Annotated in this window: 26 protein-coding genes; 18 read left to right on the forward strand and 8 right to left on the reverse strand. The window is 69.9% G+C overall.

Features of this window, described 5'->3' with window-relative positions; genetic code table 11:
• Positions 1–3: 3 nt before the first annotated feature.
• A complete protein-coding gene (locus tag ACZ5Z0_RS14285) occupies positions 4–1,755 on the reverse strand; it encodes a DEAD/DEAH box helicase (protein WP_464108991.1) in 1,752 nt (583 codons plus the stop codon).
• Between the two features lie 329 nt (positions 1,756–2,084).
• Positions 2,085–3,593 carry an RNB domain-containing ribonuclease gene (locus ACZ5Z0_RS14290; RefSeq protein WP_464108992.1) on the reverse strand — a complete coding sequence of 503 codons (1,509 nt, stop codon included), beginning with the start codon at positions 3,591–3,593 and terminating at the stop codon, positions 2,085–2,087.
• A gap of 41 nt (positions 3,594–3,634) precedes the next feature.
• Here ACZ5Z0_RS14290 and ACZ5Z0_RS14295 point away from each other — a divergent pair, with 41 nt between their 5' ends.
• A complete protein-coding gene (locus ACZ5Z0_RS14295) occupies positions 3,635–4,306 on the forward strand; it encodes a ferritin-like fold-containing protein (protein ID WP_464108993.1) in 672 nt (223 codons plus the stop codon).
• On the opposite strand, the gene thiE is transcribed toward ACZ5Z0_RS14295, so the two are convergent.
• Positions 4,303–5,013 carry a thiamine phosphate synthase gene (gene thiE / locus ACZ5Z0_RS14300; RefSeq protein WP_464108994.1) on the reverse strand — a complete coding sequence of 237 codons (711 nt, stop codon included), beginning with the start codon at positions 5,011–5,013 and terminating at the stop codon, positions 4,303–4,305. The genes ACZ5Z0_RS14295 and thiE overlap by 4 nt on opposite strands.
• A gap of 138 nt (positions 5,014–5,151) precedes the next feature.
• Here thiE and thiO point away from each other — a divergent pair, with 138 nt between their 5' ends.
• The 6 genes from thiO to ACZ5Z0_RS14330 all read left to right on the forward strand — a co-directional run bounded on the left by thiO (position 5,152) and on the right by ACZ5Z0_RS14330 (position 10,141).
• A complete protein-coding gene (gene thiO, locus ACZ5Z0_RS14305) occupies positions 5,152–6,414 on the forward strand; it encodes a glycine oxidase ThiO (protein WP_464108995.1) in 1,263 nt (420 codons plus the stop codon).
• Positions 6,411–6,647 (forward strand): sulfur carrier protein ThiS, encoded by a 237-nt coding sequence (thiS, locus tag ACZ5Z0_RS14310; RefSeq protein ID WP_464108996.1) that lies wholly within the window; start codon positions 6,411–6,413, stop codon positions 6,645–6,647. Before thiO ends, thiS begins: the two co-directional genes overlap by 4 nt.
• Positions 6,648–6,652: 5 nt before the next feature.
• Complete coding sequence (locus ACZ5Z0_RS14315) at positions 6,653–7,462, forward strand: thiazole synthase (RefSeq protein WP_464108997.1); 810 nt, start codon at positions 6,653–6,655, stop codon at positions 7,460–7,462.
• 184 nt (positions 7,463–7,646) lie between these two features.
• Entirely contained in the window at positions 7,647–7,925 is a 279-nt protein-coding gene (locus ACZ5Z0_RS14320; protein WP_464108998.1) for a DUF3311 domain-containing protein, read from the forward strand.
• Complete coding sequence (gene mctP / locus ACZ5Z0_RS14325) at positions 7,922–9,616, forward strand: monocarboxylate uptake permease MctP (RefSeq protein ID WP_464108999.1); 1,695 nt, start codon at positions 7,922–7,924, stop codon at positions 9,614–9,616. Before ACZ5Z0_RS14320 ends, mctP begins: the two co-directional genes overlap by 4 nt.
• Positions 9,617–9,769: 153 nt before the next feature.
• Positions 9,770–10,141 carry a VOC family protein gene (locus tag ACZ5Z0_RS14330; RefSeq protein WP_464110793.1) on the forward strand — a complete coding sequence of 124 codons (372 nt, stop codon included), beginning with the start codon at positions 9,770–9,772 and terminating at the stop codon, positions 10,139–10,141.
• Positions 10,142–10,227: 86 nt separating this feature from the next.
• Here the strand turns inward: ACZ5Z0_RS14330 and ACZ5Z0_RS14335 are convergent, their stop codons facing one another.
• From ACZ5Z0_RS14335 to ACZ5Z0_RS14345, 3 genes are read right to left on the reverse strand one after another with little or no spacing between them, the layout of a single operon-like run.
• Positions 10,228–10,530 carry a hypothetical protein gene (locus tag ACZ5Z0_RS14335; RefSeq protein WP_464109000.1) on the reverse strand — a complete coding sequence of 101 codons (303 nt, stop codon included), beginning with the start codon at positions 10,528–10,530 and terminating at the stop codon, positions 10,228–10,230.
• 51 nt (positions 10,531–10,581) lie between these two features.
• A complete protein-coding gene (locus ACZ5Z0_RS14340) occupies positions 10,582–10,806 on the reverse strand; it encodes a DUF3107 domain-containing protein (protein WP_138768754.1) in 225 nt (74 codons plus the stop codon).
• A 52-nt stretch (positions 10,807–10,858) separates the two neighbouring features.
• Entirely contained in the window at positions 10,859–11,527 is a 669-nt protein-coding gene (locus tag ACZ5Z0_RS14345) for a TetR/AcrR family transcriptional regulator (RefSeq protein ID WP_395858386.1), read from the reverse strand.
• An 84-nt stretch (positions 11,528–11,611) separates the two neighbouring features.
• Between ACZ5Z0_RS14345 and moeB the strand changes: the two genes are divergently transcribed.
• A complete protein-coding gene (gene moeB / locus ACZ5Z0_RS14350) occupies positions 11,612–12,823 on the forward strand; it encodes a molybdopterin-synthase adenylyltransferase MoeB (protein ID WP_464109001.1) in 1,212 nt (403 codons plus the stop codon).
• An 11-nt stretch (positions 12,824–12,834) separates the two neighbouring features.
• Complete coding sequence (locus ACZ5Z0_RS14355) at positions 12,835–13,842, forward strand: SDR family NAD(P)-dependent oxidoreductase (protein ID WP_464109002.1); 1,008 nt, start codon at positions 12,835–12,837, stop codon at positions 13,840–13,842.
• A 17-nt stretch (positions 13,843–13,859) separates the two neighbouring features.
• Here the strand turns inward: ACZ5Z0_RS14355 and ACZ5Z0_RS14360 are convergent, their stop codons facing one another.
• Positions 13,860–15,209: a glutamyl-tRNA reductase gene (locus tag ACZ5Z0_RS14360; protein ID WP_464109003.1), complete on the reverse strand. Its 1,350-nt coding sequence runs from the start codon at positions 15,207–15,209 to the stop codon at positions 13,860–13,862.
• A gap of 158 nt (positions 15,210–15,367) precedes the next feature.
• On the opposite strand from ACZ5Z0_RS14360, the gene hemE reads away from it, so the two are divergent.
• The gene (hemE, locus tag ACZ5Z0_RS14365) at positions 15,368–16,501 is read left to right on the forward strand and encodes a uroporphyrinogen decarboxylase (protein ID WP_464109004.1); all 1,134 of its coding nucleotides are present in this window, start codon (positions 15,368–15,370) and stop codon (positions 16,499–16,501) included.
• Between the two features lie 8 nt (positions 16,502–16,509).
• On the forward strand, positions 16,510–17,994 hold the full coding sequence (hemG, locus tag ACZ5Z0_RS14370; protein WP_464109005.1) for a protoporphyrinogen oxidase: 1,485 nt from the start codon (positions 16,510–16,512) through the stop codon (positions 17,992–17,994).
• Between the two features lie 148 nt (positions 17,995–18,142).
• On the opposite strand, the gene ACZ5Z0_RS14375 is transcribed toward hemG, so the two are convergent.
• Complete coding sequence (locus tag ACZ5Z0_RS14375; protein ID WP_464109006.1) at positions 18,143–18,646, reverse strand: hypothetical protein; 504 nt, start codon at positions 18,644–18,646, stop codon at positions 18,143–18,145.
• A 268-nt stretch (positions 18,647–18,914) separates the two neighbouring features.
• On the opposite strand from ACZ5Z0_RS14375, the gene hemQ reads away from it, so the two are divergent.
• From hemQ to hemL, 7 genes are read left to right on the forward strand one after another with little or no spacing between them, the layout of a single operon-like run.
• On the forward strand, positions 18,915–19,628 hold the full coding sequence (gene hemQ, locus ACZ5Z0_RS14380) for a hydrogen peroxide-dependent heme synthase (protein WP_464109007.1): 714 nt from the start codon (positions 18,915–18,917) through the stop codon (positions 19,626–19,628).
• A complete protein-coding gene (locus ACZ5Z0_RS14385; RefSeq protein WP_464109008.1) occupies positions 19,625–20,917 on the forward strand; it encodes a ferrochelatase in 1,293 nt (430 codons plus the stop codon). Before hemQ ends, ACZ5Z0_RS14385 begins: the two co-directional genes overlap by 4 nt.
• Positions 20,914–21,912 (forward strand): hydroxymethylbilane synthase, encoded by a 999-nt coding sequence (gene hemC / locus ACZ5Z0_RS14390; protein WP_464109009.1) that lies wholly within the window; start codon positions 20,914–20,916, stop codon positions 21,910–21,912. The genes ACZ5Z0_RS14385 and hemC overlap by 4 nt, the downstream gene beginning before the upstream one ends.
• 20 nt (positions 21,913–21,932) lie before the next feature.
• Complete coding sequence (locus ACZ5Z0_RS14395) at positions 21,933–22,859, forward strand: uroporphyrinogen-III synthase (protein WP_464109010.1); 927 nt, start codon at positions 21,933–21,935, stop codon at positions 22,857–22,859.
• Entirely contained in the window at positions 22,856–23,836 is a 981-nt protein-coding gene (gene hemB, locus ACZ5Z0_RS14400; RefSeq protein ID WP_464109011.1) for a porphobilinogen synthase, read from the forward strand. Before ACZ5Z0_RS14395 ends, hemB begins: the two co-directional genes overlap by 4 nt.
• Positions 23,836–24,957 carry an LLM class flavin-dependent oxidoreductase gene (locus ACZ5Z0_RS14405; protein ID WP_464109012.1) on the forward strand — a complete coding sequence of 374 codons (1,122 nt, stop codon included), beginning with the start codon at positions 23,836–23,838 and terminating at the stop codon, positions 24,955–24,957. The genes hemB and ACZ5Z0_RS14405 overlap by 1 nt, the downstream gene beginning before the upstream one ends.
• A gap of 36 nt (positions 24,958–24,993) precedes the next feature.
• Positions 24,994–26,325 (forward strand): glutamate-1-semialdehyde 2,1-aminomutase, encoded by a 1,332-nt coding sequence (hemL, locus tag ACZ5Z0_RS14410; RefSeq protein WP_464109013.1) that lies wholly within the window; start codon positions 24,994–24,996, stop codon positions 26,323–26,325.
• Positions 26,326–26,395 lie beyond the last annotated feature (70 nt).

Raw genomic sequence — 26,395 nt, forward strand, 5'->3', positions numbered from 1 at the left:
GGATTAGGCCTCGGCGCTGCGTGCCGGGGTGCCGCCCTGGGCCTCGCCGGTGACGACTTCGCCGTTGCGGCGGCGGGTACGGGTCCGGCGGCGCGCCCGGGTGGCCCGGTCGACCTCGGTCGGGGCGCTGGCCGTTGCGGCGGCCGGAGCCGTCGCCTCGGCCGGGCCGGTGGCGGTTTCCGCCTCGGGGGAACGACGACGGCGCTCGCCCGAGCGTGCGCTGTCGCGCCCGCCCTCGCGGGAGCCGGAGCGTCCGCCGTCACGGGTCGAGCGTTCGCGTCCGCCCTCACGGGAACCCGAGCGTCCGCCTTCGCGGGAGCCGGAACGGCCGCCGTCTCGTCCGCTGTTTTGTCCGCTGGAGCGGGTGATCTTCTTGCCGGTTTCGCCGAGGTCCTCGAGGACTTCGGCGTCAACGCCGGCGAGCACCCGCTTGTCACGAGGGAGACGGCCCTTGGTGCCCTCGGGAATGTCCAGCTCCTCATACAGGTGCGGCGAGGAGGAATAGGTCTCAACCGGCTCGGGCACGCTCAGGCCCAGGGCCTTGTTGATCAGGCCCCAGCGGGGCATGTCGTCCCAGTCGACGAAGGTCACGGCGGTACCCTTGTTGCCGGCACGGCCCGTGCGGCCGACGCGGTGCAGGTAGATCTTCTCGTCTTCGACGCACTGGTAGTTGATCACGTGCGTGACGTCGTCGACATCGATGCCGCGTGCCGCGACGTCGGTGGCGACGAGGACATCCACCTTGTTGTTGCGGAAGGCGCGCAGTGCCTGCTCGCGGGCGCCCTGGCCGAGGTCGCCGTGGATCGCCGCGGCGGCGAAGCCGCGGTCCACCAGTTCCTCGGCGACCTTCGCCGCGGTGCGCTTGGTCTTGGTGAAGATGATGGTCCGCCCGCGTCCGCGGGCCTGCAGGATGCGGGCCACCACCTCGATCTTGTCCATGCTGTGGGCACGGTAGATCAGCTGGCGGATGTCGCGCTTGGTCAGGCCCTCGTCCTCGGGGTCCGCCGCGCGGATGTGGGTGGGCTGGGTCATGTAGCGGCGCGCCATCGCGATGACCGGGCCGGGCATGGTGGCGGAGAACAGCAGGGTCTGGCGGACGGCCGGGGTGCCGGCGATGAGGGTCTCGACGTCGGGCAGGAAGCCGAGGTCCAGCATCTCGTCGGCCTCGTCGAGGATGACCATCTTGACGTTCTTGAGCACGAGGTGCTTCTGCTTGTAGAGGTCGATCAGGCGGCCCGGGGTGCCGACGACGATCTCGACGCCCTGCTGCAGCGCCTCGACCTGTGGCTCGTACGCGCGGCCGCCATAGATCGTGGTGATGCGTGCGTTGCGCTTGCGGGCGGCGTTCTGCAGGTCGCCGGCGACCTGCACGGCCAGCTCGCGCGTCGGGACGATCACGAGGGCCTGCGGGGCTCCCGGAGCCGGAAGCGCGGCGTAACCGGCGTCGTCGCGGCCGACGACGCGCTGCAGGGCCGGGATGCCGAAGCCGAGGGTCTTGCCGGTGCCGGTCTTGGCCTGGCCGATGATGTCGTGGCCGGCCAGGGCGACGGGCAGCGTCATGGCCTGGATCGGGAACGGGTGCGTGATGCCCGCGTCGGCGAGGGATTCCACGATGTCGGCGCGGACGTTGTAGTCGGCAAAGGCCTTTTCCGCGATTTCGTGGGGCTTTTCGTCCGAGATGATGGTCTCTTCCGGCTCGATCGATTCCGTGCCGGATTCGTCGGTTAGAAGCTGGTGCGTGTGCAATTCACTCACAGGGGAGTTTCCTTATTCATTTGGGCTGCGCTGCTTGCTCAACGGGGCCGGCGCTTGGCCGTTCCGGAGCACGCTCAGATGCGCAGGCAAGTCCAGTGGAAGCCGATCGCGGGCTATCTGAATGCTGGCACTGGGACCAGCGGGTGTTACTCAAGATCGCGTAGGGGCGGGCTTGTTGAATTCGAAAAACATGGAAATCAACGACCGGGCATCCATTACTACCCTTCCAGTCTAGCCGTTCGCCGTTGCGAACCTCGACCGGGGGCCGCGGTGCGGCGCGGCTGTGTGCCCGGCCGGCGCGGAGCCGGGACCGAACCGGCGCCGGAGAATCAGCCGACGAGCTCCAGCCGGACTTCCCGCTTAGCGATGTCCGAGGACACAACGCGCACCCGGACCTGGGTGCCGGATTCGAGTTCGCCGGGGCAGCGGGCCGTCACCGCGGGCTCGGCAATCTGCACGATCCCGGACGGTCCGTTCCCGTTGCCGTTTGCCTTGCCGTTGCTGGTGCCGTTCCCATTGCCGTTTGACCCCGCAGCGCCGTTCTTGGCCGGCTTTGAGCCGGAAATCACGACGGCATCAAACTCCTGCCCGATGTGGTTGATCAGCAGGGCGGCTTCCACCGTGTCCAGCGACAACCGTTCCAGCTTGGCGGCCAGCTGGTCCGAGGCTGCCATGATGGCCGGCAGCGAGGGGAGCGCCTCGCGGGCCCAGCCGGGAACCTCGGCGCCGTTGGACAGCGCCTCGCAGATGACGAGGACGAAGCGGTCGATCAGGCGCCGCAGCGGGGCGGTGGAGTGGGCATACGCCGCGCCGATGGCCGACTGGATCGCGTCCTCCGGGACCTGGCCGTCGAAAGGGGTGTAACCGGCGCCGCGGAAGAGCATGCCGGCCGAGTGGACAATCGCCAGCTGGCGGGGGTCCGTGGGGTCCAGGGTGCGCAGGTATTCCCCGTAGCTGACCTGGCCGTCCCACGGTTTGCCGAGGGCGCCGGTCTGGCGCCGGAAATGCCGCAGCGAACGCTCGTCCGGTGCGGGCATGGTGCGCAGGATGCCCACCTTGCCCCGGAGCATCAGCTCGGCGGCGGCCATGCCCGTCATCAGCGAGATCTGGGCGTTCCAATCCTCCACCGGCAGCGGCGGGGCCGCGACAATCCGGTAGCCGCCGTCGGGCAGCTGCTCGATTTCCTGTTCCGGCATGTTCAGGCTGGCCCCGCCGCGCAGGCGTTCCAGTTCCACCCGCTTGCTGCCGACTTCCTTCAGTAGTTGCAGCAGGGGGTCAGCGGTACCGCCGTCAAGTTCGGCCTGCACGCCGTGGTAGCTGAGCTTGGCCCGGCTGCGGACCTGTGCCCGGCGCACCATGACGGAGGACACCTCGGCGGCGGCGTCGAGCTCGAACTCCCAGACGAAGGCCGCGCAGAGCTGGCCCGCGAGCAGGCTGCCGGCCGCCTCGCTGATGACCTCGGGGTGCAGCGGAATGCGGCCCTCCGGGGTGTAGAACGTCTGGCCGCGGCGGCGCGTTTCGGCGTCGAGCGCACTTCCGGGGGCGACGAAGGAGGGGACGTCCGCGATCGCGTAGAAGACCTTGTACCCCTCCCCGGCGCGGTCAATGAACAACGCCTGGTCCAGGTCCGTCGAGGACGCAGGATCGATGGTCACGAACTCCACATGCGTCAGGTCCAGTACCGGCAGCTCGTGGCCGGCCACGGCCGCCTCGGCGTCGCGGAGCACGTCTTCCGGGAACGGACCGGGCAGCTCCAGCGTGGTGCGCAGGGCTTTGAGCGCCTGGGCCAATTGGTTCTGCTGCTGGCGCACGCTCGGGGTCAGGCGATGATGAGACACGAAAATCAGGTTAGCCCGATTTCCGCCATTAGTCTTGAAGCATGAGCACTTCCCCGGCCGACCCCGTCCGTGACCCGCGTTTTCTCCGGGACCTGCTGGGCGTGATGGCCTACGGGGAACTTTCGGCCTTCGAACGGCTGTCCTCGGACGCGCGCTATTCGCCCACGCTGCGCGACCGTGCGGTGCTGGGCGGCCTTGCCGTCAGCGAGTTCCAGCACTTCGAACTGGTCTGCGCGAAACTGGCGGAGCTTGGCGTCGACGCGGAGGAAGCCATGCTGCCGTTCCAGCCGTCCGTGGACCATTTCCATGAGCGCACCCGCCCTTCTGACTGGTACGAGTCGCTGATGAAGGCGTACGTCATCGACACGGTCTCAGCAGACTTCTACCGGTCCATTTCCGGCTACGTCGACGCCGACACGGCAAGCCTGATCCGCACGATCCAGTCGTCCGAGGGAGCGACGGCAGTGCTGGGCGAGCGGCTCAAGGCGGCGCTCGCCGATGATCCCCGGCTGGCCTCCCGGCTGGCCCTGTGGGCGCGGCGGCTGCTGGGCGAGGCGCTCACCCAGGCCCAACGCGTCAGCGTGGACCATGAGCTCCTCGGCGGCCTCGCCGGGGTGGACGAGGCACGGGCCGGAGAGCTCGTCCGCGAACTGACGTCCGAGCTCGCCGCCGCCCACTCCCGCCGGATGTCCCAGCTGGGGCTCGCGGGCTAGTTGGACCCGGCGTCGGCTTCCGGCCCGGCGTCGAGCGCGGCGAGCAGCGCCCGCGCCGCCCCGGCGGGATCGTCCGCCTCGGTAATCGCCCGGACCACCACGATGCGGCGGGCGCCGGCGTCAACCACCTGCTCCACGTTGGAGAGGTCGATGCCGCCGATCGCGAACCACGGCACCACCCCGGAGACCCTGCCGCTGTCCCCGCCCCCGGCCCGTTCAATCGCCCCGGCGGCGTAGCGCACCAGGTCCGGCCCGACGGCGGCGCGGCCCGGCTTCGTGGGGGTGGCCCAGACCGGCCCCACGCAGAAGTAGTCCAGCCCGCTCCGGCCGGGGGCCGCGGCGATGGCGGCGTCGACCTGCTCCGGGGTGTGCGTGGACATCCCGATCACGGTGCCCTTGCCCAGGAACTCCCGGGCCGCGGCGAAGGGAATGTCCTTTTGACCGATATGGAACACCGGTGCGCCGGCCAGCGAGGCGAGGTCGGCGCGGTCGTTCACGGCCCAGAGCCGGCCGTGCCGCTGCGCCACGGAGTGCAGGACCTCCAGCAGTTCGAGCTCCTCGGCCGCCTCCAGCGACTTGTCCCGCAACTGGATGATGTCCACCCCGCCGGCAAAGGCGGCGTCGACGAAATCCTCGAAGTCGCCGCGGCCCTTCCGGGCATCGGTGCACAGGTACAGGCGGGCGGTGGTGTGGACGTCTTGGCTCATGTTCCAAGCCTAGTTCCTCTAAACTGGGCGAATACCGCGGGAGCCCGCGCCGCCCGATACCGGGCCGCAGGGCTGAGAGGGCGTCAGAGCCGACCGCTTGACCTGATCCGGCTAGTACCGGCGTAGGGAAGGAAGCCCATGGACCTGTCCGTCTCACCATCCGCCGCACCAGCGGACCCACCAGCGCAGTGGTACGACGTCGCCGTGATCGGCGGCGGGGTGATCGGCCACGGGATCGCCTGGGAAGCACGCCGCTCGGGCCGTTCGGTGGCCCTGATTGACGACGCGCCCGGGAGCGGGGCCAGCTGGGCCGCCGCCGGCATGCTGGCGCCGGTGAGCGAACTGCACTACCAGGAAGAAGGGCTCCTGGCCCTCATGCTGGAAGCCGCACGGCTGTGGCCCGGCTTCGCCGCCGGCCTGGACGGCGGCGCGGCGGAGGCGGGCGGCACCGGGTATCTCACGACGCCGACCCTGGCCATCGGCGCGGACGCGGCCGACCGCCGGGCGCTCGCGGACCTGCGGGAGGTGCAGCAGGCCTGCGGGCTCGCCGTGGAGCCGTTGACCGTGCGTGAGGCGCGTGCCCGCGAGCCCCTGCTCAGCCCCGGCATCTCCTGTGCCTTCGACATCCCCGCCGACCACCAGGTGGACCCGCGCCGGCTGCTGGCCAGGATCGGTACGTTGCTGGCCGCGGACGGCCGGTTCACGGCCGTGGCCAGACGCGCCGGCGGGCTGCTCTGGGACGGCGGACGCGTCGCCGGTGTCGGACTCGAAGGTGGCGGGGAGCTCCGCGCCGGGGAGACCATCGTGGCCAACGGCCTGGGGGCGGCGGACCTGCAGGGTTTGCCCGAGGGACTGGCCTTGCCGCTGCGGCCGGTCTACGGGGACATCCTCCGGCTCCGGGTGCCTGAACGGCTCCGGCCGCTCTTGCGCTCCACGGTGCGGGGGCTGGTCCGGGGGGTTTCGGTGTACATCGTACCGCGGGCGGACGGCACCGTCGTGATCGGGGCGACCCAGCGCGAGGATGCACCCTCGGACCCTGGCGCCGTCTCGGCCGGTGGCGTGTACCAGCTGCTGCGCGACGCCCAGCAGCTGCTCCCCGCCGTCGCCGAACTGGAACTGCTTGAGGCCACCGCCCGGGCGCGGCCGGGAACACCGGACAACGCCCCGCTGCTGGGCCGCGCATCCCGCCCCGGAAACGGTCAGGATATCGAAGGACTGATCATTGCCACCGGCTTCTTCCGGCACGGTGTCCTGCTGACCCCGGCGGCCGCCGCGATCTGCCGGGCGCTGCTGGACGGGCAGCCGGACCCGCGCTGGGCCGGGTTCCGCCCCGACCGCTTCTCCGGCCCCCGGGATTCCGCGGCTCAGGACTTTTCACCGAAAGACAGGACAACAGCATGAACATCAAACTCAACGGGGAACAGCACGCCGTCGCCGACGGCGCCACGGTCAGCGCCCTGGTCAGCGTCGTCACCGGCCGGAGCCTGGCCGCCGACGGGCAGGCCACGGACGGCCGTAAGCTCGGCGTCGCCGTCGCCCGCAACGCCGAGGTGGTCCCGCGCAGCCAGTGGCACGCGACGGCGCTCGCCGAGGGCGACGACGTCGAACTCGTCACGGCAGTCCAGGGAGGATGAACACCATGGAAGAAACAACGCTGACGCCTTTGCAGCAGACCGGCAGGGACCCGTTCACGGTGGACGGGGTGGAGCTGGGCTCGCGGCTCATTATGGGCACCGGCGGTGCGCCGAGCCTGGACGGACTCGGCGCCGCGCTTGTGGCTTCCGGCACGGAACTCACTACAGTGGCCATGCGGCGCTACTCGCCGGCCGAGACCGGGTCGCTGTTCCAGCTGCTGGCGGAGCAGAACATCCGCGTGCTGCCCAACACGGCCGGCTGCTTCACCGCCCGGGACGCCGTCCTCACGGCCGAACTGGCCCGCGAAGCACTCGAGACGGACTGGGTGAAGCTCGAGGTGATCGCCGACGAGCACACCTTGCTGCCTGACGCCGTGGAGCTCGTGGAGGCCACCGAGCAGCTGGTGTCCCGCGGCTTCAAGGTCTTCGCCTACACGAACGATGACCCCGTGCTGGCCCTCCGGCTGGAACACCTCGGCGCGACCGCCGTCATGCCCCTGGGCGCCCCGATCGGCACCGGACTGGGCATCTTGAACCCGCACAACATCGAACTGATCGTTTCCCGGGCTTCCGTGCCGGTGGTCCTCGACGCTGGCATCGGCACAGCCTCCGACGCCGCGCTCGCGATGGAACTGGGCTGCGACGCCGTGCTGCTCGCTACGGCTGTGACCCGCGCCCAGGACCCGGCGCTGATGGGGGAGGCGTTCAAACACGCCGTCATCGCGGGCAGGCTTGCCCGGAAAGCGGGCCGGATTCCGCGCCGGGAGCATGCCCTTGCCTCGTCCGCCATGGAGGGCCGGGCCGAGTTCCTGTAGGGGATACCTGTCCCGGTCCGGAAAATCGCACCGGGACTGACAGTGCAGGGTAATCGAGCACTGTCGAAGAATTATTCCAGTGTCTATCCTGTTGCTTAAGACCGCGGAAACAAGGTCTGCAGGCCGCCGGCATGTCCCGGGAAGCCTTCCCGCTCCGGGGGCCCGCCTCGACGAGGAGGCGTGCATGTCCAGTCCTGAAGTGCCCACGCGGGGACCGGCCAGGCCGGGTCCCTATGTGATTTCCGGAATCCTTTTGCTTGTAGCCATAGTGGTTCCCTTGTATGTGCCGGCGTATTCGTACGACGAACCGCGGTTGGGCGGTATCCCCTTCTTCTACTGGTATCAGATGGCATGGATACCGGTCACCGCAGCCCTGGTGGGGATCTCCTACTGGCTGGTCACTAGGGAAGACCGGCGTCGCCGCGAATCCGTCCGCGGCCTGGCCTACGGGGTGGAACAGTGAACGGGGCCGGCGTGCCGCTGGCAGCCCCGGACCGACCGGTCAACGGCGTAGCACTCACCATCGTGATCATCCTCTTCCTCCTGGTGGCGGTCCTGGGTTTCTTTGCCGCGCGGTGGCGGCGGGAAAAGACGACAGGGCTGCATAGCCTGGACGAATGGGGCCTCGGCGGCCGGGGCTTCGGAACCTGGGTGACCTGGTTCCTGCTCGGAGGCGACCTCTACACCGCTTACACCTTCGTGGCGGTGCCGGCGGCAATGTGGGCCACCGGGGCCGTGAGCGGCTTCTTCGCGGTGCCCTACACCATCGTGCTCTATCCGATCGTGTTCTTGCTGATGAGCAGGCTGTGGTCCGTCTCGCACCGGCACGGCTTTGTCACGCCAGCCGACTTCGTCGGCGGCCGCTATGGCAGCAGGGCGCTGACTGTTGCGGTGGCTGTCACCGGCATCGTAGCCACCATGCCCTACATTGCCCTGCAACTGGTGGGTATCAAGGCCGTGCTCACCGTGCTCGGTCTGGGCAGCGCAGAGAACGTGCTGCTGACCGACCTGCCGCTCATCATCGCGTTCGTGGTCCTGGCCGCCTATACCTACACCTCCGGCCTACGCGCGCCGGCCCTGATCGCCGTCGTGAAGGACCTGCTGATCTATCTCGCCGTGATCGTCGCGGTGATCTACCTGCCCATCAAGTTCGGGGGGTGGGGCACCATCTTCGACTCTGCCCAGGCGAAGCTGGCAACGGTCAGCCCTGCGACCGGCAAACCGGCGGGGGCGTTCATCCCGGGCGCGTCCAGTTACTCCGCGTATTGGACGCTTGCCCTGGGCTCCGCACTCGCCCTGTTCATGTATCCGCACTCGATCACGGGCGTCCTGGCCACCAAGAGCAGGAACACCATCCGCCGGAACGCCGCGGTGCTGCCGCTGTACTCCCTGATGCTGGGTTTCCTGGCGCTCCTGGGTTACGCGGCCATTTACGCCGGTACGAAGCCCACGGACCTAAACGGCGCCGTCAACCCGCAACTGGTAGTTCCGCAACTGTTCCTTGACCAGTTCCCGGCGTGGTTTGCCGGCATTGCCCTCGCCGCCATCGCCATCGGGGCGCTCGTCCCGGCCGCCATCATGTCCATCGCCGCGGCGAACCTGTTCACCCGAAACATCTACCGGGACCTGATCAAGCCGGACGCCACTCCGCGGCAGGAAGCCAGCGTCTCCAAGATCGCCTCGCTGGTGGTCAAGTTCGGTGCCCTGATCTTCGTCATTGCCATGGACCAGTCCGCGGCCATCAACATGCAACTCCTCGGCGGCATCTGGATACTGCAGACCTTCCCGGCCATCGTGGCGGGACTCTATACCCGCTGGTTCCACCGCTGGGCCCTGTTCGCCGGCTGGGTGGCCGGCATCGCGTACGGCACCATCGCGGCGTACAACGTGGTCAACCCCGTCACGAAAGCCCACTTTGGCGGTTCCATCGCGGCCATCCCCGGCACCGACGTCCAGGTCTATATCGCCGTCGTGGCCTTCGCGATAAACCTCGTCGTCGCGGCCGTCCTGTCCCTGCTCTTCCGTGCAATGAAGGTCGCCGACGGGAAGGACATTACCCGCACCTCGGACTACGGCGCCGACGAGAACGACCCGAAGGTTGCCCAGCTGCAGCGCGAGCACCCGCTCGCCGAGCCAGGGGGCCCCACGTACTGAAGCCCGAAGTTCAACAAGGCCCTCGACCGGCGGGTCCCGCTCCCGTGTCCACCGGCAAATCGACTCCGATCGGGAGTGCCAGAGGGCCAAGTGTCCTTTTACCGGCCCTTTGGCGGAGACCCGCCGAGAGGAACCGGGAGTACTGTGATCAGCATGGAGATGCGCCTGGAAGTCGTACAAGTACCGGTCGCCGACGTTGATGCGGCGAAATTGTTCTATACCGAGAAGCTGGGGTTCGCGCTGGATCACGACGTGGAATACATTCCGGGAATGCGGGTCGTGCAACTCACGCCGCCCGGTTCCGCCACCTCGATAGTCGTGGGCACGGGAATGACCACGATGGTCCCCGGGAGCCTTGAGGGGCTGCAGTTGGTGGTCCCTGACATGGCGGCCACGCGCGCGGAACTGCTACGACGTGGAGCCGAGATCAGTGAGGTCCAGGACATGGGCGGGATCGCCTTCGCCTACTTCAGCGACCCGGACGGAAACCGCTGGGTCATCCAGGAGTCCACCGCCCCGGCGTAAACCGCTTAAAGCGGAAACCGCTTAAAGCAGTGTGGCCGCTCACCCTAGGGGGAGCGGCCACACTGTTGAGGTCTTTTGCGTTCCGGTTAGAGCCGCAGGATCGCAGACATCCGCTCGGTGTCCAGCCGGGTCCGGGACCGGCCGAGGTAGATCACGGCGCCGATTGCGGCGGCCGTGCCCAGCAGTAGCGGCAGGACCCACGGGATCCAAGTCAGGCCGGGCAGGTAGCCTAAGCCGGCCGCCATAAAAATGATCCAGCTCAGCATCGCTACGCCGAGGGCAATTCCCGCGGGCACGCTGATGCCGTACTTGGCGTGCCGCTTGTCATTGGCCCAGACCACGAACCCCGCGGCCACGGCCACCATGGCGACCACAATCAGGGACAGCATTCAGACTCCTTTGGGAACTGCGGATTGGACGGGGGATCCGGTCGGCCGTGCCTAGAGCGCGCCGAAACCGACCCGGCGGACTTCCTCGGCGCCGATTTCGACGTAGCCCAGGACGTTGGCCGGGATGATGACCTGGCGGCCCTTCTCATCGGTCAGGCGGAGTTCGGTGCCCTTGGAAATGGCCTCGCCCACAAGCTTCGCCACCGCGTCGGCGTCCTGGTTCGATTCCAGGGCAATTTCGCGGCCGATGTTCTGAATGCCGATCTTTACTTCCACAGCAAGGCCTCCCAGCCAATCAAAGTATTCACACGTGTTCTCTATTTGTAGTCTAGGACTCTTTGGGGAAGCGGGAGATTCCGCGCCAAGCTAAACGGTAGATCAGGTCGCTGGCCACATCGAGGTCCAGGTTCCCGTCAGTTTCCAGCCAGTACCGGGCGCTGACCTGCGCCATTCCGGCCAGCCCGCGGCCCAGCAGCTGGGCTTCCAGCAGCGGCAGCTTGGTGTCCTCGGCGATGACCTTCGCGATCGCATCGGCGAACGTCTTGTTGAAGGTTTCCAGCCGGGCGCTCACATCGACGTCGTTGACCAGATCCGATTCGAAGACGAGCCGGTGGGCCTGGTCGTCGCTGGCGATGAAGTGGTAGTAAGCCCGCATGACGGCCTGGACGCGCTCGTCGTTGTCCGTGGTCGAATTCAGGGCACCCAGCATGAGTTCGGTCAGTGCCGACAGATGCCTGTCCAGCAGCGCCAGGTAAAGGTCCCGCTTCGATGGAAAGTGCTGGTACAGCACCGGCTTGCTCACATGCGCCGTCTCGGCGATTTCATCCATGGCCGCACCGTGGTAGCCATTGGCCACGAAGACCTCCTGCGCGGCGGCGAGCAACTGTGCGCGCCGTTCGTCGCGCGGGAGCCGCGCCGAACGCTGAGTCCCGCCGCGCGTCTGGCCGGCCGTTGACTTTCCGGTATGTCCCCGCTCAACCGGTGTCTGATGAACCACTGTCGGCCTACTTTCCCTCGCTGTTAGCTCCACTTTACGCGGGGGTAATATGACCTGGCGGCAACTTCGGGCATAGATTGAAGTATGGCTTCCAAGTTGACCGCACACGGCACCACCGCATCACCGGCACCGGCGCCCGGACCCCTGGTTGAACCGGCGGACGGGCTCACCCCCGACGAGGTGGAGCGTTACTCCCGCCACCTGATCATTCCCGAGATCGGGGCACTCGGGCAGCGCCGCCTGAAGAACGCGAAGGTCCTGGTGATCGGCGCCGGCGGCCTCGGCTCGCCCACCCTGCTCTACCTGGCCGCAGCCGGCGTGGGGACGCTCGGCATCATCGACGACGACGACGTGGACCTGAGCAACCTCCAGCGCCAGGTGATCCACGGCGTGGCCGACGTCGGCCGGCCCAAGACCGAGTCCGCACGCGACGCCATCGCCGCGCTGAACCCCCTGGTGGAGGTCCGGCTGCACAACGTCCGCCTTGACGCCGCAAACGCCCTGGACCTCTTCGCCGGCTACGACCTGATCATCGACGGCGCGGACAACTTCGCCACCCGTTACCTCGTCAACGATGCGGCCGCGATCCTCGGCAAGCCCTACGTATGGGGCTCGATCTTCCGTTTCGACGGGCAGGTCAGCGTCTTCTGGGAACAGCACGGCCCGACGTACCGGGACCTGTATCCGGAGGCGCCCCCTGCCGGGTCAGTCCCCTCGTGCGGGGAGGGCGGCGTCTTCGGCATGCTGTGCGCCGCCGTCGGGTCCCTCATGGTGACCGAGGCGGTCAAGCTCATCACCGGCGTCGGGCGTTCCCTGCTGGGGCGGGTGGCGCTGTTCGATGCCCTCGGAGGCAGCTGGCGCGAGATCAAGGTCTCCCGGGACCCCGAGGCGCCCCGCATCACCGAACTCACCGACTACGAGGCCTTCTGCGGGATCACACCCGCCTCCGACGCCGGCACCGAACACACCGTCACCGCCACCCAGCTCGCCACCATGCTGGCGTCGCGGAAGGCCGGATTGAAGGACTTCCAGCTTGTGGACGTCCGCGAGAGCGGCGAATTCGAGATCGTCAACATCGAAGGCGCCCGACTCATCCCGCAGGGCCGGATCCTGGCCGGCGACGCATGGGCCGAGCTGCCGCAGGACACCGACATCGTCTTCCACTGCAAGGGCGGCACCCGTTCCGCCGCCGTCCTGGCCGCGGCCCGTGCGGCCGGCTACGAACGGGTCAGCCACCTCGAAGGTGGCATCCTCGCCTGGGTCCGCGACGTCGAACCCGGCAAACCGGTCTACTGAGAGGCACTGCGATGAGCAAAGACACCGGCCTGACCCCGCAGCACAAGATCGGCTCCGGCTTCGGCCCGCGTTCGACGGCGGCGGAGGTGGTCGCGGGGCTGGACCTGACCGGGAAGACCGCCGTTGTCACCGGCGGCTACTCCGGGCTGGGCCTGGAGACGGTGCGGGCCCTGGCCTCGGCCGGAGCCCGGGTGATGGTCCCGGCACGGCGGCCGGAGCACGCACGCCAGGTCCTGGACGAGGCCGGACTCGACGGCGTCAGCGTCGCCGGGCTGGACCTTGCCGAGCTGTCCGGCGTGCGGGAGTTCGCGGCCGGTTTCCTCGCCTCGGAGTTCCTCGGTGAGGCCGGCAGCCTGGACATCCTGATCAACAACGCCGCCATCATGGCCAGCCCGGAACGCCGCGTCGGCCCGGGCTGGGAATCCCAGTTCGCCACCAACCACCTGGGGCACTTCGCGCTGACCAACCTGCTGTGGCCCGCGCTGGTTGCGGGGGAGGGCGCCCGCGTGGTGGCCCTGTCCTCCACCGGCCACAAGCTGTCGCCGATCCGTTTCGACGACATCAATTTCGACTCTGGCTATGACAAATGGAAGGCGTACGGGCAGGCGAAGACGGCGAACGCGCTGTTCGCCGTGCAGTTGGACGCGCTCGGGAAGGACTCGGGGGTGCGGGCCTTTGCCGTGCACCCGGGCGGCATCATGACCGAACTGCAGCGCCACCTGCCCCGGGAGGAAATGATCGCCTCGGGCTGGATGGACGCGGACGGCAACCTCAACGAACGGTTCAAGACGCCGGCCCAGGGCGCCGCGACGTCGGTCTGGGCGGCGACCTCGCCGCTGCTGGCGGGCAAGGGCGGCGTCTATTGCGAGGACTGCGACATTGCCGAGCCCACGGTGCCGGGGACGCCGGAGGCGCGGATCAGGGGAGTGGATGCCCACGCCGTGGACCGGACGGACGCCGCTCGCCTCTGGGAACTGTCCGCCGAGCTGACGGGCATTAACGCCTTCGCCCCGGAGTGAGACTGGGCCGTCGTGGCCTAGGCTGTTTCCCGGCCGCCCTCGACGGGGGTGGCCGCGCTGTGGTCGACCGGGCACGCGGCCTCGGGGGCGGTGGCCGCGCTGCGGGCCGCCGGCTGTTCGACCGTGATGCCGTAGACGGCTTCAAGGCCGGCCACGTAGTCGTCCTGCTGGCCGTTCGCGGCTAGTTCGCGGGCGCGGACGGTGGGTATGTGCAGCAGCTGCTTGACCATCCGGCGCAGGGCGAACTCGACTTCCTCCGCCGCGGCGGTGCAGCCGTGGCGGGCGCGCACCTTTTCCATCTCGGCGTCGAGCACGTCCATGGTGTGCCGGCGCAGGGCCACGATGGCCGAATCGACCGAGCGCGCCTCGCGTTCCTGCTCGAAGGCGGTCGCGGCGCCGTCGACGATGCCGCTGGCCTGGTTCAGGGACTCCGCCTGCTCCTGCGGGGCGGCAAGCCGGACCGATTCCAGCGTGAGCAGCTCAACGCCGTCGAGCTCTGCGACGGCGGGGTCGAAATCGTGGGTCAGGGCCAGATCGATCGCGATCAACGGCTGCGGCGACGAGGAGCGGATCCTGGCCAGTTCGGCGGCTTCGACGCGGTTGTCGGAGCCGCTGCAGCCAATCATCACGTCGGCGGCCGCGACGGCGCCCGGCAGCGAAGCGCTGTCCAGGGCGGTGCCGCCGCGGGTGGCGACGAAACCGGCGGCGCGGCCGGAGGAGGAGAACACCGAGACGTCGGTGCAGCCGCGTTCGCGCAGCAGCGACATGGTGGCGCCGGCGTAGGCGCCGGTACCGAAGACAACGGCCTTCTTGCTGGACCAGTCCGGATTCTCGGACAGGTCGGTCGCGAGGTCCAGGGCGACGGAGACGATGGAAAGCCCCCGCGAGCCGAGCGCCGTCTGCGCACCGACGTCCTTGGCGGTTTTCGATGCGGCTTGGAAAAGCCGCACGAGGCCCGAGCTGGCGGTGCCCTCATGCTGTGCCGTGATCAGCGCGCGCCGGACCTGGCCGGCGATTTCACGTTCGCCGACGACGGCGGAGTCCAGGCCCGAGCTGACGGCAAACAAGTGCCGGGTGACGTCGGGGCCGGTGCGGGTGTTAAAGGCGCGGGAGACGAGTTGTTCGTTGAGGCCGCTGGTGCCGCTGATCTGGGAAACGAGCGCGGCGCGGGCCGCTTCGACATCGTCCGGGTGCGGGGCTTCGCCGTAAATCTCGAAGCGGTTGCAGGTGGCAAGGACAACGGCACCCGCCACGGCCGGCGATCCGGCGAGGGCGGATGTGGCAAGCCCCGAAGCGCCGGTGCTCAGTTGAGCAACGGTCTCGAGGTCGATGTCGGCGTGTGTAGCCACCAATGAGAAAAGAACCACAGCAGGACAATCATAGCTTTTTCGCGTCCGTGTAGAACAACTACCGGGCGTGGGACTGCCCACCCCGGGCTGTGATTCGTGCCACGACCGGGCCGGCACCGCCGCGGCTGACAGGTTGTCGTTATCTTTTGGGGCCGATTTTCGGCACAATCAAAGGCATGACTCCTAGCGCTGCGGCAATGAACGGCACGGCAATGAACGGCACTGCACCCGACGGCACGGCACACAACGGCCTCGACGCCGGCCACCCCCTGATGGACGGCCGCACTGCCGACTCGCCGCTGATCACCGCCTACCGCGGCGGTAAGCCCTCCCGGCGCCCCGTCTGGTTCATGCGTCAGGCCGGCCGCTCGCTGCCGGAATACCTCAAGGTGCGCGAAGGCGTTGCCATGCTGGACTCCTGCCTGCGCCCCGAGCTCGCGTCTGAGATCACCCTCCAGCCCGTGCGCCGGCACGACGTCGACGCCGCCATCTTCTTCTCCGACATCGTCATCCCGCTCAAGCTGGCCGGCGTCGGCGTTGACATTGTCCCCGGCGTGGGGCCCGTGCTGGACAAGCCGGTGCGCACCGCGGCTGACGTCGCCGCCCTGCCGCAGCTGACCTGGGAAGCCCTGGAACCGATCCGCGAAGCCGTCCGGCTGACCGTGGCTGAACTGGGCAGCACGCCGCTGATCGGTTTCGCCGGTGCACCGTTCACGCTCGCGGCCTACATGGTGGAAGGCAAGCCCTCCCGCGACCACCTTGGCCCGCGCACCATGATGCACGCGGATCCGGAAACCTGGACGGCGCTGGCGAACTGGGCCGCCGACGCCTCCGGAATGTTCCTCCGCGCTCAGCTGGAAGCCGGTGCCTCCGCCGCGCAGCTCTTCGATTCCTGGGCAGGTTCGCTGGGGCTGGCCGACTATGAACGCTTCGTGGCCCCGGCGTCAGCACGCGCCCTGGACCACGTCCGGCACCTCGGGGCACCGCTGATCCACTTCGGTACCGGCACCTCCGAATTGCTCGTGGCGATGCGCGACGTCGGCGTGGACGTCGTCGGCGTCGACTACCGGCTGCCGCTGGACGAGGCCAACCGCCGGCTCGGCGGGTCCGTTCCGCTGCAGGGCAACATCGACCCGGCGCTGCTCTCCGCGCCGTGGGAAATCCTCGAAGCCCACGTCCGGGACGTCATAAAGGCCGGCTCCGCGGCCCCGGGGCACGTCCTGAACCTGGGCCACGGTGTGCCGCCCGAGACTGACGCGGCCGTCCTGACCCGCGTGGTCGAACTGATCCACTCGATCGCCCCGGAGTAAGCCCCGCGATGGCCACAGGTACTGACGCCGCCGCCGATTCCACTGCTTCCACCGCCGCTGCGCCGACCGCCGTGGTGGTGGGCGGCGGCATCTCCGGACTGCTGGCCGCCCGGCAACTGGCCCGGGCAGGCGTCCGGACCACGGTGCTGGAAGCGTCCGGGGACTGGGGCGGTTGCGTGGGCAGCCACGTGGTGGCAGGCCTGACCCTGGACAGCGGCGCCGAATCCTTCGCCACTCGCACCTCGGCGGTGGCCGGGCTGGCCAAAGAACTGGGCCTCGGCGCGCAGATCGTCCTGCCCAACCCCGGCGGCGCCTGGGTCCAGCTGCCCGAAGGCCCCCGGGAACTGCCAAAGACCGGGGTGCTCGGCATCCCGGCCAACCCCTGGGACCCGGAGGTCCGGCGCAGCCTGGGCCTGGGTGGCTCCCTCCGCGCCTCCGTGGACGCCCTGCTTCCGGCATCAGTCGGCACCACAGCCGAGGCCACCAGCGTGGCCGCCCTGGTCCGGGTCCGGATGGGCAGGCGCGTGCTGGACCGGCTCGTCTCACCCGTGGTCGGCGGCGTGCACTCGGCCGACCCGGCGTTGCTCGACGTCGATATGGTGGCGCCCGGCCTGCGCGCCGGCATCCGCACCCATGGCTCGCTGGCCGCAGCCGTGGCCGCGCAGCGCCGTGCGTCGCCCGCCCGCCCGGACGCCCGGCAGCCCGGGCCGCTGAAGGCGGGCTCCGCCGTCGCCGGCCTTCGCGGCGGCATGCACACCCTCATCGCGGCCCTCCTCGCGGAGCTGCGCCGGCTGGACGCCACCCTGCTCAGCGGGAGCCGAGCCGAAGCGGTGGAGCGCGTCCCGGGCGGCTGGCGCGTCACCGCCGGAGGCGACTCTTTCGACGCCGAACGGCTGGTCGTGGCGGTGGATGGCCCGGCCGCCGTCGAGCTGCTCTCCGGCACGCTGCCCGCCCTGGCCGCACTCCGCCCCGAGGCCGGGCCCGATGTACGGCTGGTGACCCTGGTGCTGGACCGCCCGGACCTGGACGCGGCGCCGCGCGGCACCGGCGTCCTCGTGGCCCCGCAGAGCGCCGGCATCCGGGCCAAGGCGCTGACCCACGCCACCGCCAAATGGGCCTGGCTGGCCGAACGCGCGGCACCCGGGCGGCATGTCCTGCGCCTCTCCTACGGGCGGGGCGACAACGCCCCTAATGGCGGCGCGGCGCACGCCGAACCGCGGAGCGACGAGGCACTGTTCGCCGCCGCACTCGAGGATGCCTCCACACTGCTCGCCGTCCCCCTGTCCGCGGCCGACGTCGCGGGCTGGGACGTGGTGCGCTGGTCCGGCGCGCTGCCCTTCGCGGCGCTCGGCCACAAGCGCCGCGTAGAGCAGGTCCGGCAGATCTGCGCGGCGGAGGGCGGCCTGGCCGTCGTCGGCGGCTGGCTGGCCGGAAACGGGCTCGCCGCCATTGTGGCCGACACCCCCAGGCAGGTAGCTGCCCTGCTCCCTTAATTGGGTGCCGGCGGGCCGGAATCCGGCCCGTAAGGTGCCCGCTAGCCGGAACGGGGCCCATCCGGCAAATTTTCCCCGCCGGCGTTCTGCGGCTAGGCTCGATGACCATGGTTATGCACAGGTCCGAAGTTCCGGAAACGCCGGCCGGTCACCATGGGGGACTTCGACGCGGCACGGCAGTGGCGGCGCTCGGAGCGGTACTGGCTCTCACCGCAGGGGTTCCTGCCACCCAGGCTGCGACGCCGACGCCCAGCCCGGACGCGCCGACAGCCTCAATTTCCGTCGGCATCGACGGCGTGATCGGCAGCCTGCTGGGGTCCACGTCGCCGTCCCCGACGCCGACATCCGGCAGCACCGCCCCCACCCGCAGCACGCCTCCGCCGACGTCCACCGCGCCGGCCCCGTCGGAGACACCGGAGCAGCGGGCTTCAGCCTCGCCCGTGGCACCCGGGACCTTGGCCCCGCAGCCGGTCCCGGCGGCACCCCAGCCGGTTTCCGGCCAGGCATCCGGCAGCCAGCAGGCACCGGCGCCGGGCCAGGCGCCCGCCGCTGAGACCCCCGCCGCCGAGGCTGCCCCTGACGCGTCGGCGGGCACGCCGTCGGCCACGTCGAGCGGCACGCCCCAGTCCGCCACGACGATGTCCGCCGCCAAGGCTGCCTCGCCGGCCCCGACCGCGACGTCCGGTGACAGGATGCAGGCCGCTTCCGCCGTCGAGCCCTCCGGGCCCTCAGCCCTGGTGGGATGGGGGATCTGTCTGGTCGCCGTGTCACTGGGCGCCGGCGCCGTGGCCTTGCGGATGCGCCGGATCTGAAGCCTGCGGCCCCCCGTCCCCGCCCCGCCTTGTGAAATAGAGCACTTCTACGCCTTGTAGAAGTGCTCTATTTCGACTTACCTCGGGGGAGGGGGCAGACTGGTATCCATGAGCCACACTTCTGCCGAATCTGTCACTAAAACCGGAGCAGCAGCCGAGGAATCCACCGAGCAGTTCTTTACGCTCTGGACGGTCTTCAAGCGCTCCGCCGACGTCCTGCGCAGCGGCGACGCCGCCGAGGACTTCGAAGCCCTTCTTGGGCGGCTGGCCGGGGACGGCGTTGTCCACCGCGGCAGCTACGACGTCTCCGCGATGCGGGCGGACGCTGACATCATGATCTGGCTGCACGGCCCCAAGGCCGAGGCGCTGCAGCGGGCGGTGCGCGACATCCGCCGCAGCAAGCTCTTCACCGGCACCGAGATCGCGTGGTCCGCCATGGGCGTGCACCGCGAAGCAGAATTCGCCAAGAACCACACCCCGGCCTTCTCGCGCGGTGTGGAACCGGCGGAGTGGCTCTGTGTCTACCCGTTTGTGCGCTCCTACGAGTGGTACCTGCTGCCGGACGCCGAGCGTGGCGCGATGCTCCGCGACCACGGCCTGCTGGGCCGCGACTTCCCGCAGGTCATCTCCAACACCGTGTCCTCCTTCGCCCTCGGCGACTGGGAATGGATCCTGGGCCTCGAAGCCCCGGAACTCGTTGACCTTGTGGACCTGATGCGCCACCTGCGCGCCACCGAGGCCCGCCACCACGTCCGGGAAGAGATCCCCTTCTACACCGGCCGCCGCGTCAGCGCCGTCGAAATTGCCGAGGTCCTCGCATGAGCCCGCTCGAAGCGCAGGACCCCCAGGAGAACCCGGTCACCGCCGTGAACCCCGTCACCGAGGCCGGCCGGATGGCCGCCAAGGACTACGACGCCGTGCTGCTCGCCTCCTTTGGCGGCCCGGAAGGCCAGGAAGACGTCATCCCGTTCCTGCGCAACGTCACCCGCGGCCGCGGCATCCCCGACGAACGGCTCGAGGAAGTCTCGCACCACTACCGCGCCAACGGCGGCATCAGCCCGATCAACGCCCAGAACCGCGAACTCAAGGCGGCCATGGAGACCGAACTCGCCGCCCGCGGCATCGGCCTGCCGGTCTTCTGGGGCAACCGCAACTGGGACCCCTTCATCCCGCAGACCCTGCAGGAAATCTACGACGCCGGGCACCGCAAGGTCCTGATGATCACCACCAGCGCCTACTCCTGCTACTCCAGCTGCCGGCAGTACCGCGAGGACATCGGCATGGCGCTCACCGAAACCGGGCTGGACGGCAAACTCGAAGTGGACAAGGTGCGCCAGTACTTCGACCACCCGGGCTTCGTGGAGCCGTTCATCGAGGGCACCGCCGCCGGCCTCGCCGACGTCCGCGCCCAGCTGGCCGCCGCCGGAACCCCTGACGCCCCGGTCCACATCCTGTTCGCGACCCACTCCATCCCCACCCGCGACGCCGAGGCCGCCGGCCGCTCCGACGCCGAGCCGCGCCAGTTCGAGGAGGACTCCGCCTACGTGGCCCAGCACCTGGCCACCGGCAGCGAGGTCATCCGCCGGGTCGAAGCCGAATCCGGCGACACCGCTCCCTGGTCACTCGTGTACCAGTCACGCTCCGGCGCCCCGCACGTGCCGTGGCTGGAACCCGACATCAACGATGCCATCGAGGAACTCGCCGGCCAGGGCGTCAAGGGCGTCGTGATTGTGCCCCTGGGCTTTGTCAGCGACCACATGGAAGTCGTCTGGGACCTCGACACCGAGGCCCTGGAAACCTGCGGCAAGCTGGGCGTCGCGGCCACCCGCGTCCCCACGCCCGGGACGCACCGCAAGTTTGTCGCCGGCATCGTGGACCTGATCTGCGAGCGGACCGCCGCCAACAACATCGCCGACCGCCCGCACCTGACCAAACTGGGCCCCTGGTACGACGTCTGCCGGCCCGGCTGCTGCGCCAACTTCCGCGGCGAGAAGCCCACCATCGCGGGCGCTGACACCACCGTCGGGACCGGGCACAGCCCCTACCCGGCAGCCGCCGAACCGGCGAGCCCGGCCGGCTCCTCCGCTCCGGCTGGCCAGGGCGCGCCGTGACCGTTCGGATCGGCACCCGGGCCAGCAAACTCGCCCTCACGCAGACCCAGCAGACCGCTGACCAGCTGGCCGCCGTCGGGGGATTCCCGGTCGAACTCGTGCACATCCGGACCGACGGCGATGTCCTGACCGGCTCGCTGTCACAGATGGGCGGCACCGGCGTGTTCGTGGCCGCGCTGCGTGACGCGCTGCTGCAGGACGCCTGCGACGTTGCCGTTCACTCGCTCAAGGACCTGCCCACCGGTGCCGCAGTGGGCCTCACGCTCGCGGCGACGCCGAAGCGCGTCGACGTCCGGGACGTGCTCTGCGCCCGCGACGGGCTCCGGCTCGCCGAGCTGCCAGCCGGCGCCACGGTGGGAACGGGATCCCCGCGGCGGGCCGCGCAGCTGCGGGCCGCCCGCCCCGACCTGGACATCCGTGACATCCGTGGCAATGTCGACACCCGCCTGGGCCGGGTGCCCGGCCTGCCGGGCAACAGCACCGACGCCGTCGTCGAGGGCAAGTCCTGCGACCTCGACGCCGTTGTGCTCGCCGCCGCCGGGCTGCACCGCATCGGACGGCTCGACGCCGTCAGCGAGTACCTCGAAACCGAGGTGATGCTTCCGGCTGCCGGGCAAGGTTCCCTCGCGATCGAGTGCCGCACCGCCGACGCTCCCCGCAAGGCCGGGTCCACCGAAGGGTCCCAGGGCGTCCTCGCCCAGGCCCTCGCGGCCCTGGATGATCCGGACACCCGACTGGCTGTCACGGCCGAACGGGCGCTCCTGGCCCGGCTGGAAGCCGGCTGCGCCGCGCCGGTGGGCGCCTACGCGCACCGCAAGGGCAGCATGCTGCACCTCGAAGCCGTGGTCTGCGCCGTGGACGGCACTGCGACAGTCCGCGACAAGAAGGCCACCGACGGGCTCACGGAAGTCGGCGCCACCCTGCTGGGAATCGAACTGGCCGAGGCGCTGCTGGCCGCCGGCGCCGCCGACATCGCCGACCTGGCCGCTTCCTGAGCCGAACGGATTCTTCTCTGATGGGACGCCGCAGCGCCAACATCCGGCCGGACGGGAACGCCGGGCCCAGGGTGCTCGAAGGTGCCCGGGTCCTGGTCACGCGAAGCCCGGACCGGGCCGGCGAGCTCGTGTCCGCCCTGCGCGGGACCGGCGCCGAGCCGCTGTTGCTGCCCCTCATCGACTTTGAGCACGCCTCCGACCAGCACTCCCTCGACGTGGCCTTCGACGCGCTCGGGGCGGGTGCCTACTCCTGGCTTGTGGTCAGCAGCGTCACCACGGTCCAGGTCCTCGAGGCGAAGGCGGCCGAACGCGGTGCTGCGCTCAGCGCCTGGCTGCCCGGCAGCCTGCAGGTCGCCGCCGTCGGACCTGCCACCCGTCGCGTCCTCGAAGCACTCGACATCGCCGTGGACCTCGCCCCCGCCGGGCAGCAGTCCGCTGCGGGGCTGCTCGACATCTGGCCGCGGAGCCGGGCCAGCGTGCTGCTGCCCCAGGCCGACATCGCCGACCCGCGGCTCCGCCGGGGACTGGAGGCGCGCGGCGCCTCGGTCCAGGCAGTTACCGCATACCGGACCGTCGACTACCCGGCGGACCCGCGCCGCGGCCTGTCCCGGCCCGCCGGGCGCCGGCAGCAGGAGCACGACGCTCCCGTCCTCACTCCGGCCGAGGCGAAAGCCGATCTCGACGCCGGCACCCTGCACGCCGTCGTCGCCGCCTCACCGAGCGCCGTCCGCCGCGTCCACACCGAGCTGTCGCCGCTGGGGGAGTGCCGCCTTGTCGCGATCGGACGGTCGACGGCGGCCGAAGCCCGGTCCCTTGGACTCCCGGTCGACGCCGTCGCCGAAGAACCCACCGTCTCCGGCCTCGTCGCCGCCGTCATCGCAGCCCTGGACCCAGGACAACCGACCCCACATCCCGTCCACCCGCAGACCGTGAAGGACCAGACATGAGCTTCCCGACCCACCGCCCCCGCCGGCTCCGCACCACGCCCGCGATGCGCCGGCTGACGGCCGAACACCGCCTCTCCGCCGCCGAACTCGTCCTTCCCGCGTTCATCCGGGAAGGACTCTCGGAGCCGAACCCGATCGCCTCGATGCCCGGCGTGCAGCAACACACGACCGACTCGCTCAAACGCGCCGCCGCTGAGGCCGTCCGGCTGGGCGTGGGCGGCATCATGCTGTTCGGTGTTCCCGCCGAACGGGACGCACGCGGCACCGCGTCACTGGACCCCGACGGCGTGCTGAACAAGGCCATCCGGGACGTGAAAGCGGAGGTCGGCGACGAGCTGGTCATCATGAGCGACGTCTGCCTCGACGAATTCACCGACCACGGCCACTGCGGCGTCCTGGACGCCCACGGCTACGTGGACAACGACGCGACCCTCGAGATCTACGGACAGATGGCCGTGGCCCAGGCCGAGGCCGGCGCGCATGTGCTCGGCCCCTCCGGCATGATGGACGGGCAGGTCGCCGTGATCCGCCAGGCGCTGGAGCAGGCGGGACACGCCAATACCGCCGTCGTGGCCTACGCCGCCAAGTACGCGTCCGCGTTCTACGGCCCGTTCCGCGAGGCCGTCGACTCCCAGCTGACCGGGGACCGGCGCACCTACCAGATGGACGCCGCCAACCGCCGTGAAGCGATCTTCGAGGTGGAACTGGACCTCGAGGAGGGCGCCGACATGGTGATGGTGAAGCCCGCCATGAGCTACCTCGACATCCTCGCCGACGTGGCCGCGATGAGCCCGGTGCCGGTGGCCGCCTACCAGATTTCCGGCGAGTACTCGATGATCGAAGCCGCCGCCGCGAACGGCTGGATCGACCGCCGGGCCGCCATTACCGAGTCCGTGCTCGGCATCAAACGGGCCGGCGCCAACATGGTCCTCACCTACTGGGCGTGCGAACTCGCCGGCTGGCTGAAGGAGTCCTGATGAGCGGCCCGAAACTGCCCGACCCCGCGTCCGGGGCCAGCCCCATGGCCCCCGTGGGCCCGGAAACGATCCTGCTCGGACTGAACACCTTCGGCGACGTCGGCGTGTTCCCGGACGGGCACCCCGTCCCGCACGCGCAGGTGCTCCGGCAACTGCTCGAGCAGGCCGAGCTTGCGGACCAAGTGGGGCTGCACGCCTTTGGCGTCGGGGAGCACCACCGCCGCGACTTCGCCGTCTCCGCGCCCGAGGTGTTCCTGGCCGCGGCGGCCGCCCGGACCAAGCGCATCCGGCTCGGCTCGGCCGTGACCGTGCTCAGCTCCGATGACCCGATCCGGGTCTTCCAGCGTTTCGCCACGGTCGACGCCCTCTCCAACGGCCGGGCCGAGGCCATGCTGGGCCGCGGCTCGTTCGTGGAATCCTTCCCGCTCTTCGGACTCGACCTGGCCGACTACGAGGTCCTGTTCGAGGAAAAGCTCGAGCTCTTCGACAAGGTCCGCGCGCAGAAACCCATCAAATGGGAGGGCCGGACCCGGTCGGCCATCAACGGACTCAGCGTCTACCCGCCGCTGGAGCACCACCTGCTGCCGGCCTGGATCGGCGTCGGCGGCACCCCCGAGTCGGTCCTGCGCTGCGCCGAATACGGCTACCCGATCATCTTTGCCATCATCGGCGGCCAGCCCCGTTCCTTCGGCCCGCTGGCGGACCTCTACCGCGAGGCCATGGCCAAATACGGCCACCCGATGCAGCAGATGGCCACACATTCGCCCGGGCACGTCGGCGCCACCGACGAGGAAGCGCGGGAGGAGTTCTTCCCGCATTGGCTGGCCCAGCGCAACCAGATCGGCGCTGAACGCGGCTGGGGCCCGGGCAACCGCGCCGAATTCGACTACCTGTGCACCCCCGAGGGCGCGCTTTACGTCGGCTCGCCGGATACGGTCGCCGCCAAGATCGCCCTGCTCAAGCGGACCCTGGGCGTGGACCGCTTCGACCTCAAGTACAGCAACGGCACGCTCCCGCATGCCGCCATGATGCGCTCGATCGAGCTGTTCGGCACCGAGGTGGCACCGCGCGTGGCCACCCTGCTGGCAGACGCGGGGCCCGCCCGTGACCAGCCGTTGTGAGAACGACCCGCGAGAACCACTGAAAGAAGAGGAACCATGACTTCCAGCCACCCTCGCAACGAGGAACTATTCGACCGCGCCCGCCGACTGATGCCCGGCGGCGTCAACTCGCCGGTCCGGGCCTTCGGCTCGGTGGGCGGCACGCCGCGCTTTATGGTGTCGGCCAAGGGCCCGTATCTGACCGATGCGGACGGGGCCGAGTACGTCGACCTGGTCTGCTCGTGGGGCCCGGCGCTGCTGGGACATGCCCACCCGGCGGTCCTCGCGGCCGTCCACGCCGCCGTCGACCGCGGGCTCTCCTTCGGCGCGTCGACCCCGGATGAGGCCAACCTCGCGGCAATCGTCCAGGAACGCGTCCCCGCCGCCGAGCGTGTCCGGATGGTCTCCACCGGCACCGAGGCCACCATGACCGCCATCCGGCTGGCCCGCGGCTTCACCGGACGCAACCTGGTGATCAAATTCGCCGGCTGCTACCACGGCCACCTCGACGGCCTCCTCGCCGCCGCCGGCTCCGGCCTCGCGACCCTCGCGCTGCCCGGCTCGGCCGGCGTCACCGCCGCCACGGCCGCCGAGACCCTCGTGCTGCCCTATAACGACCTGGCCGCCGTCGAAGCCGCCTTCGCCAAGCACGGCGACAGCATCGCCGCGGTCATCACCGAGGCCGCACCGGCCAACATGGGCGTCGTCACCCCGGGCGAGGGCTTCAACGCCGGCCTGGCCCGGATCACGCGCGAGCACGGTGCCCTGCTGATCCTGGACGAGGTCCTCACCGGTTTCCGCACCGGCTACTCCGGCTACTGGGGCCTCACCGGCGGGGCGGCCGACGCCGCCGAGCCCTGGGCCCCGGACCTGCTCACCTTCGGCAAGGTGATCGGCGGGGGCATGCCGACGGCGGCCCTCGCCGGCCGCGCCGACGTCATGGACTACCTCGCCCCGGTGGGCCCGGTCTACCAGGCCGGGACCCTCTCCGGGAACCCGGTGGCGATGGCCGCCGGCGTCGCGACCCTGACCCATGCCACGCCCGAGGTTTACGCGTTCGTCGACGCCCGCTCGCTGGAACTCTCCGCCGCACTGTCCTCGGCACTGGACGCGGCCGGCGTGGACCACTCCATCCAGCGCGCCGGGAACCTGTTCTCCGTGGCCTTCGGCACCTCGTCCCGCGGCGTCCACAACTACGACGACGCCCAGGCCCAGGAGGTCTTCCGCTACGCGCCGTTCTTCCACTCGATGCTGGACTCCGGGGTGTACCTGCCGCCGTCGGTGTTCGAGGCCTGGTTCCTCTCCGCCGCCCACGACGACGCCGCGATGAACCGGATCGTCGACGCGCTGCCGGCAGCGGCGAAGGCCGCCGCGGCCGCGGCGGCCTAGGCGCCCGGCGGCGCATCCGTCGTCGTCGCTATTAAAGACTTTGGGCACCCGCCGTGGCGGGTGCCGAAAG

The organism is Arthrobacter sp. T2-23 (assembly GCF_055398325.1).

Bases quoted from the DNA above. Each gene is read 5' to 3' on its own strand.
- thiS (WP_464108996.1), top strand. From the start codon at position 6,411: ATGAACATCAAACTCAACGGGGAACAGCACGCCGTCGCCGACGGCGCC.
- ACZ5Z0_RS14355 (WP_464109002.1), top strand. From the start codon at position 12,835: ATGAGCAAAGACACCGGCCTGACCCCGCAGCACAAGATCGGCTCCGGC.
- moeB (WP_464109001.1), top strand. From the start codon at position 11,612: ATGGCTTCCAAGTTGACCGCACACGGCACCACCGCATCACCGGCACCG.
- thiE (WP_464108994.1), bottom strand. From the start codon at position 5,013: ATGAGCCAAGACGTCCACACCACCGCCCGCCTGTACCTGTGCACCGAT.
- ACZ5Z0_RS14330 (WP_464110793.1), top strand. From the start codon at position 9,770: ATGGAGATGCGCCTGGAAGTCGTACAAGTACCGGTCGCCGACGTTGAT.
- ACZ5Z0_RS14405 (WP_464109012.1), top strand. From the start codon at position 23,836: ATGAGCGGCCCGAAACTGCCCGACCCCGCGTCCGGGGCCAGCCCCATG.
- ACZ5Z0_RS14315 (WP_464108997.1), top strand. From the start codon at position 6,653: ATGGAAGAAACAACGCTGACGCCTTTGCAGCAGACCGGCAGGGACCCG.
- hemB (WP_464109011.1), top strand. From the start codon at position 22,856: ATGAGCTTCCCGACCCACCGCCCCCGCCGGCTCCGCACCACGCCCGCG.
- ACZ5Z0_RS14395 (WP_464109010.1), top strand. From the start codon at position 21,933: ATGGGACGCCGCAGCGCCAACATCCGGCCGGACGGGAACGCCGGGCCC.
- thiO (WP_464108995.1), top strand. From the start codon at position 5,152: ATGGACCTGTCCGTCTCACCATCCGCCGCACCAGCGGACCCACCAGCG.
- ACZ5Z0_RS14335 (WP_464109000.1), bottom strand. From the start codon at position 10,530: ATGCTGTCCCTGATTGTGGTCGCCATGGTGGCCGTGGCCGCGGGGTTC.
- hemL (WP_464109013.1), top strand. From the start codon at position 24,994: ATGACTTCCAGCCACCCTCGCAACGAGGAACTATTCGACCGCGCCCGC.
- ACZ5Z0_RS14320 (WP_464108998.1), top strand. From the start codon at position 7,647: ATGTCCAGTCCTGAAGTGCCCACGCGGGGACCGGCCAGGCCGGGTCCC.
- hemQ (WP_464109007.1), top strand. From the start codon at position 18,915: ATGAGCCACACTTCTGCCGAATCTGTCACTAAAACCGGAGCAGCAGCC.
- hemE (WP_464109004.1), top strand. From the start codon at position 15,368: ATGACTCCTAGCGCTGCGGCAATGAACGGCACGGCAATGAACGGCACT.
- ACZ5Z0_RS14385 (WP_464109008.1), top strand. From the start codon at position 19,625: ATGAGCCCGCTCGAAGCGCAGGACCCCCAGGAGAACCCGGTCACCGCC.
- hemG (WP_464109005.1), top strand. From the start codon at position 16,510: ATGGCCACAGGTACTGACGCCGCCGCCGATTCCACTGCTTCCACCGCC.
- ACZ5Z0_RS14295 (WP_464108993.1), top strand. From the start codon at position 3,635: ATGAGCACTTCCCCGGCCGACCCCGTCCGTGACCCGCGTTTTCTCCGG.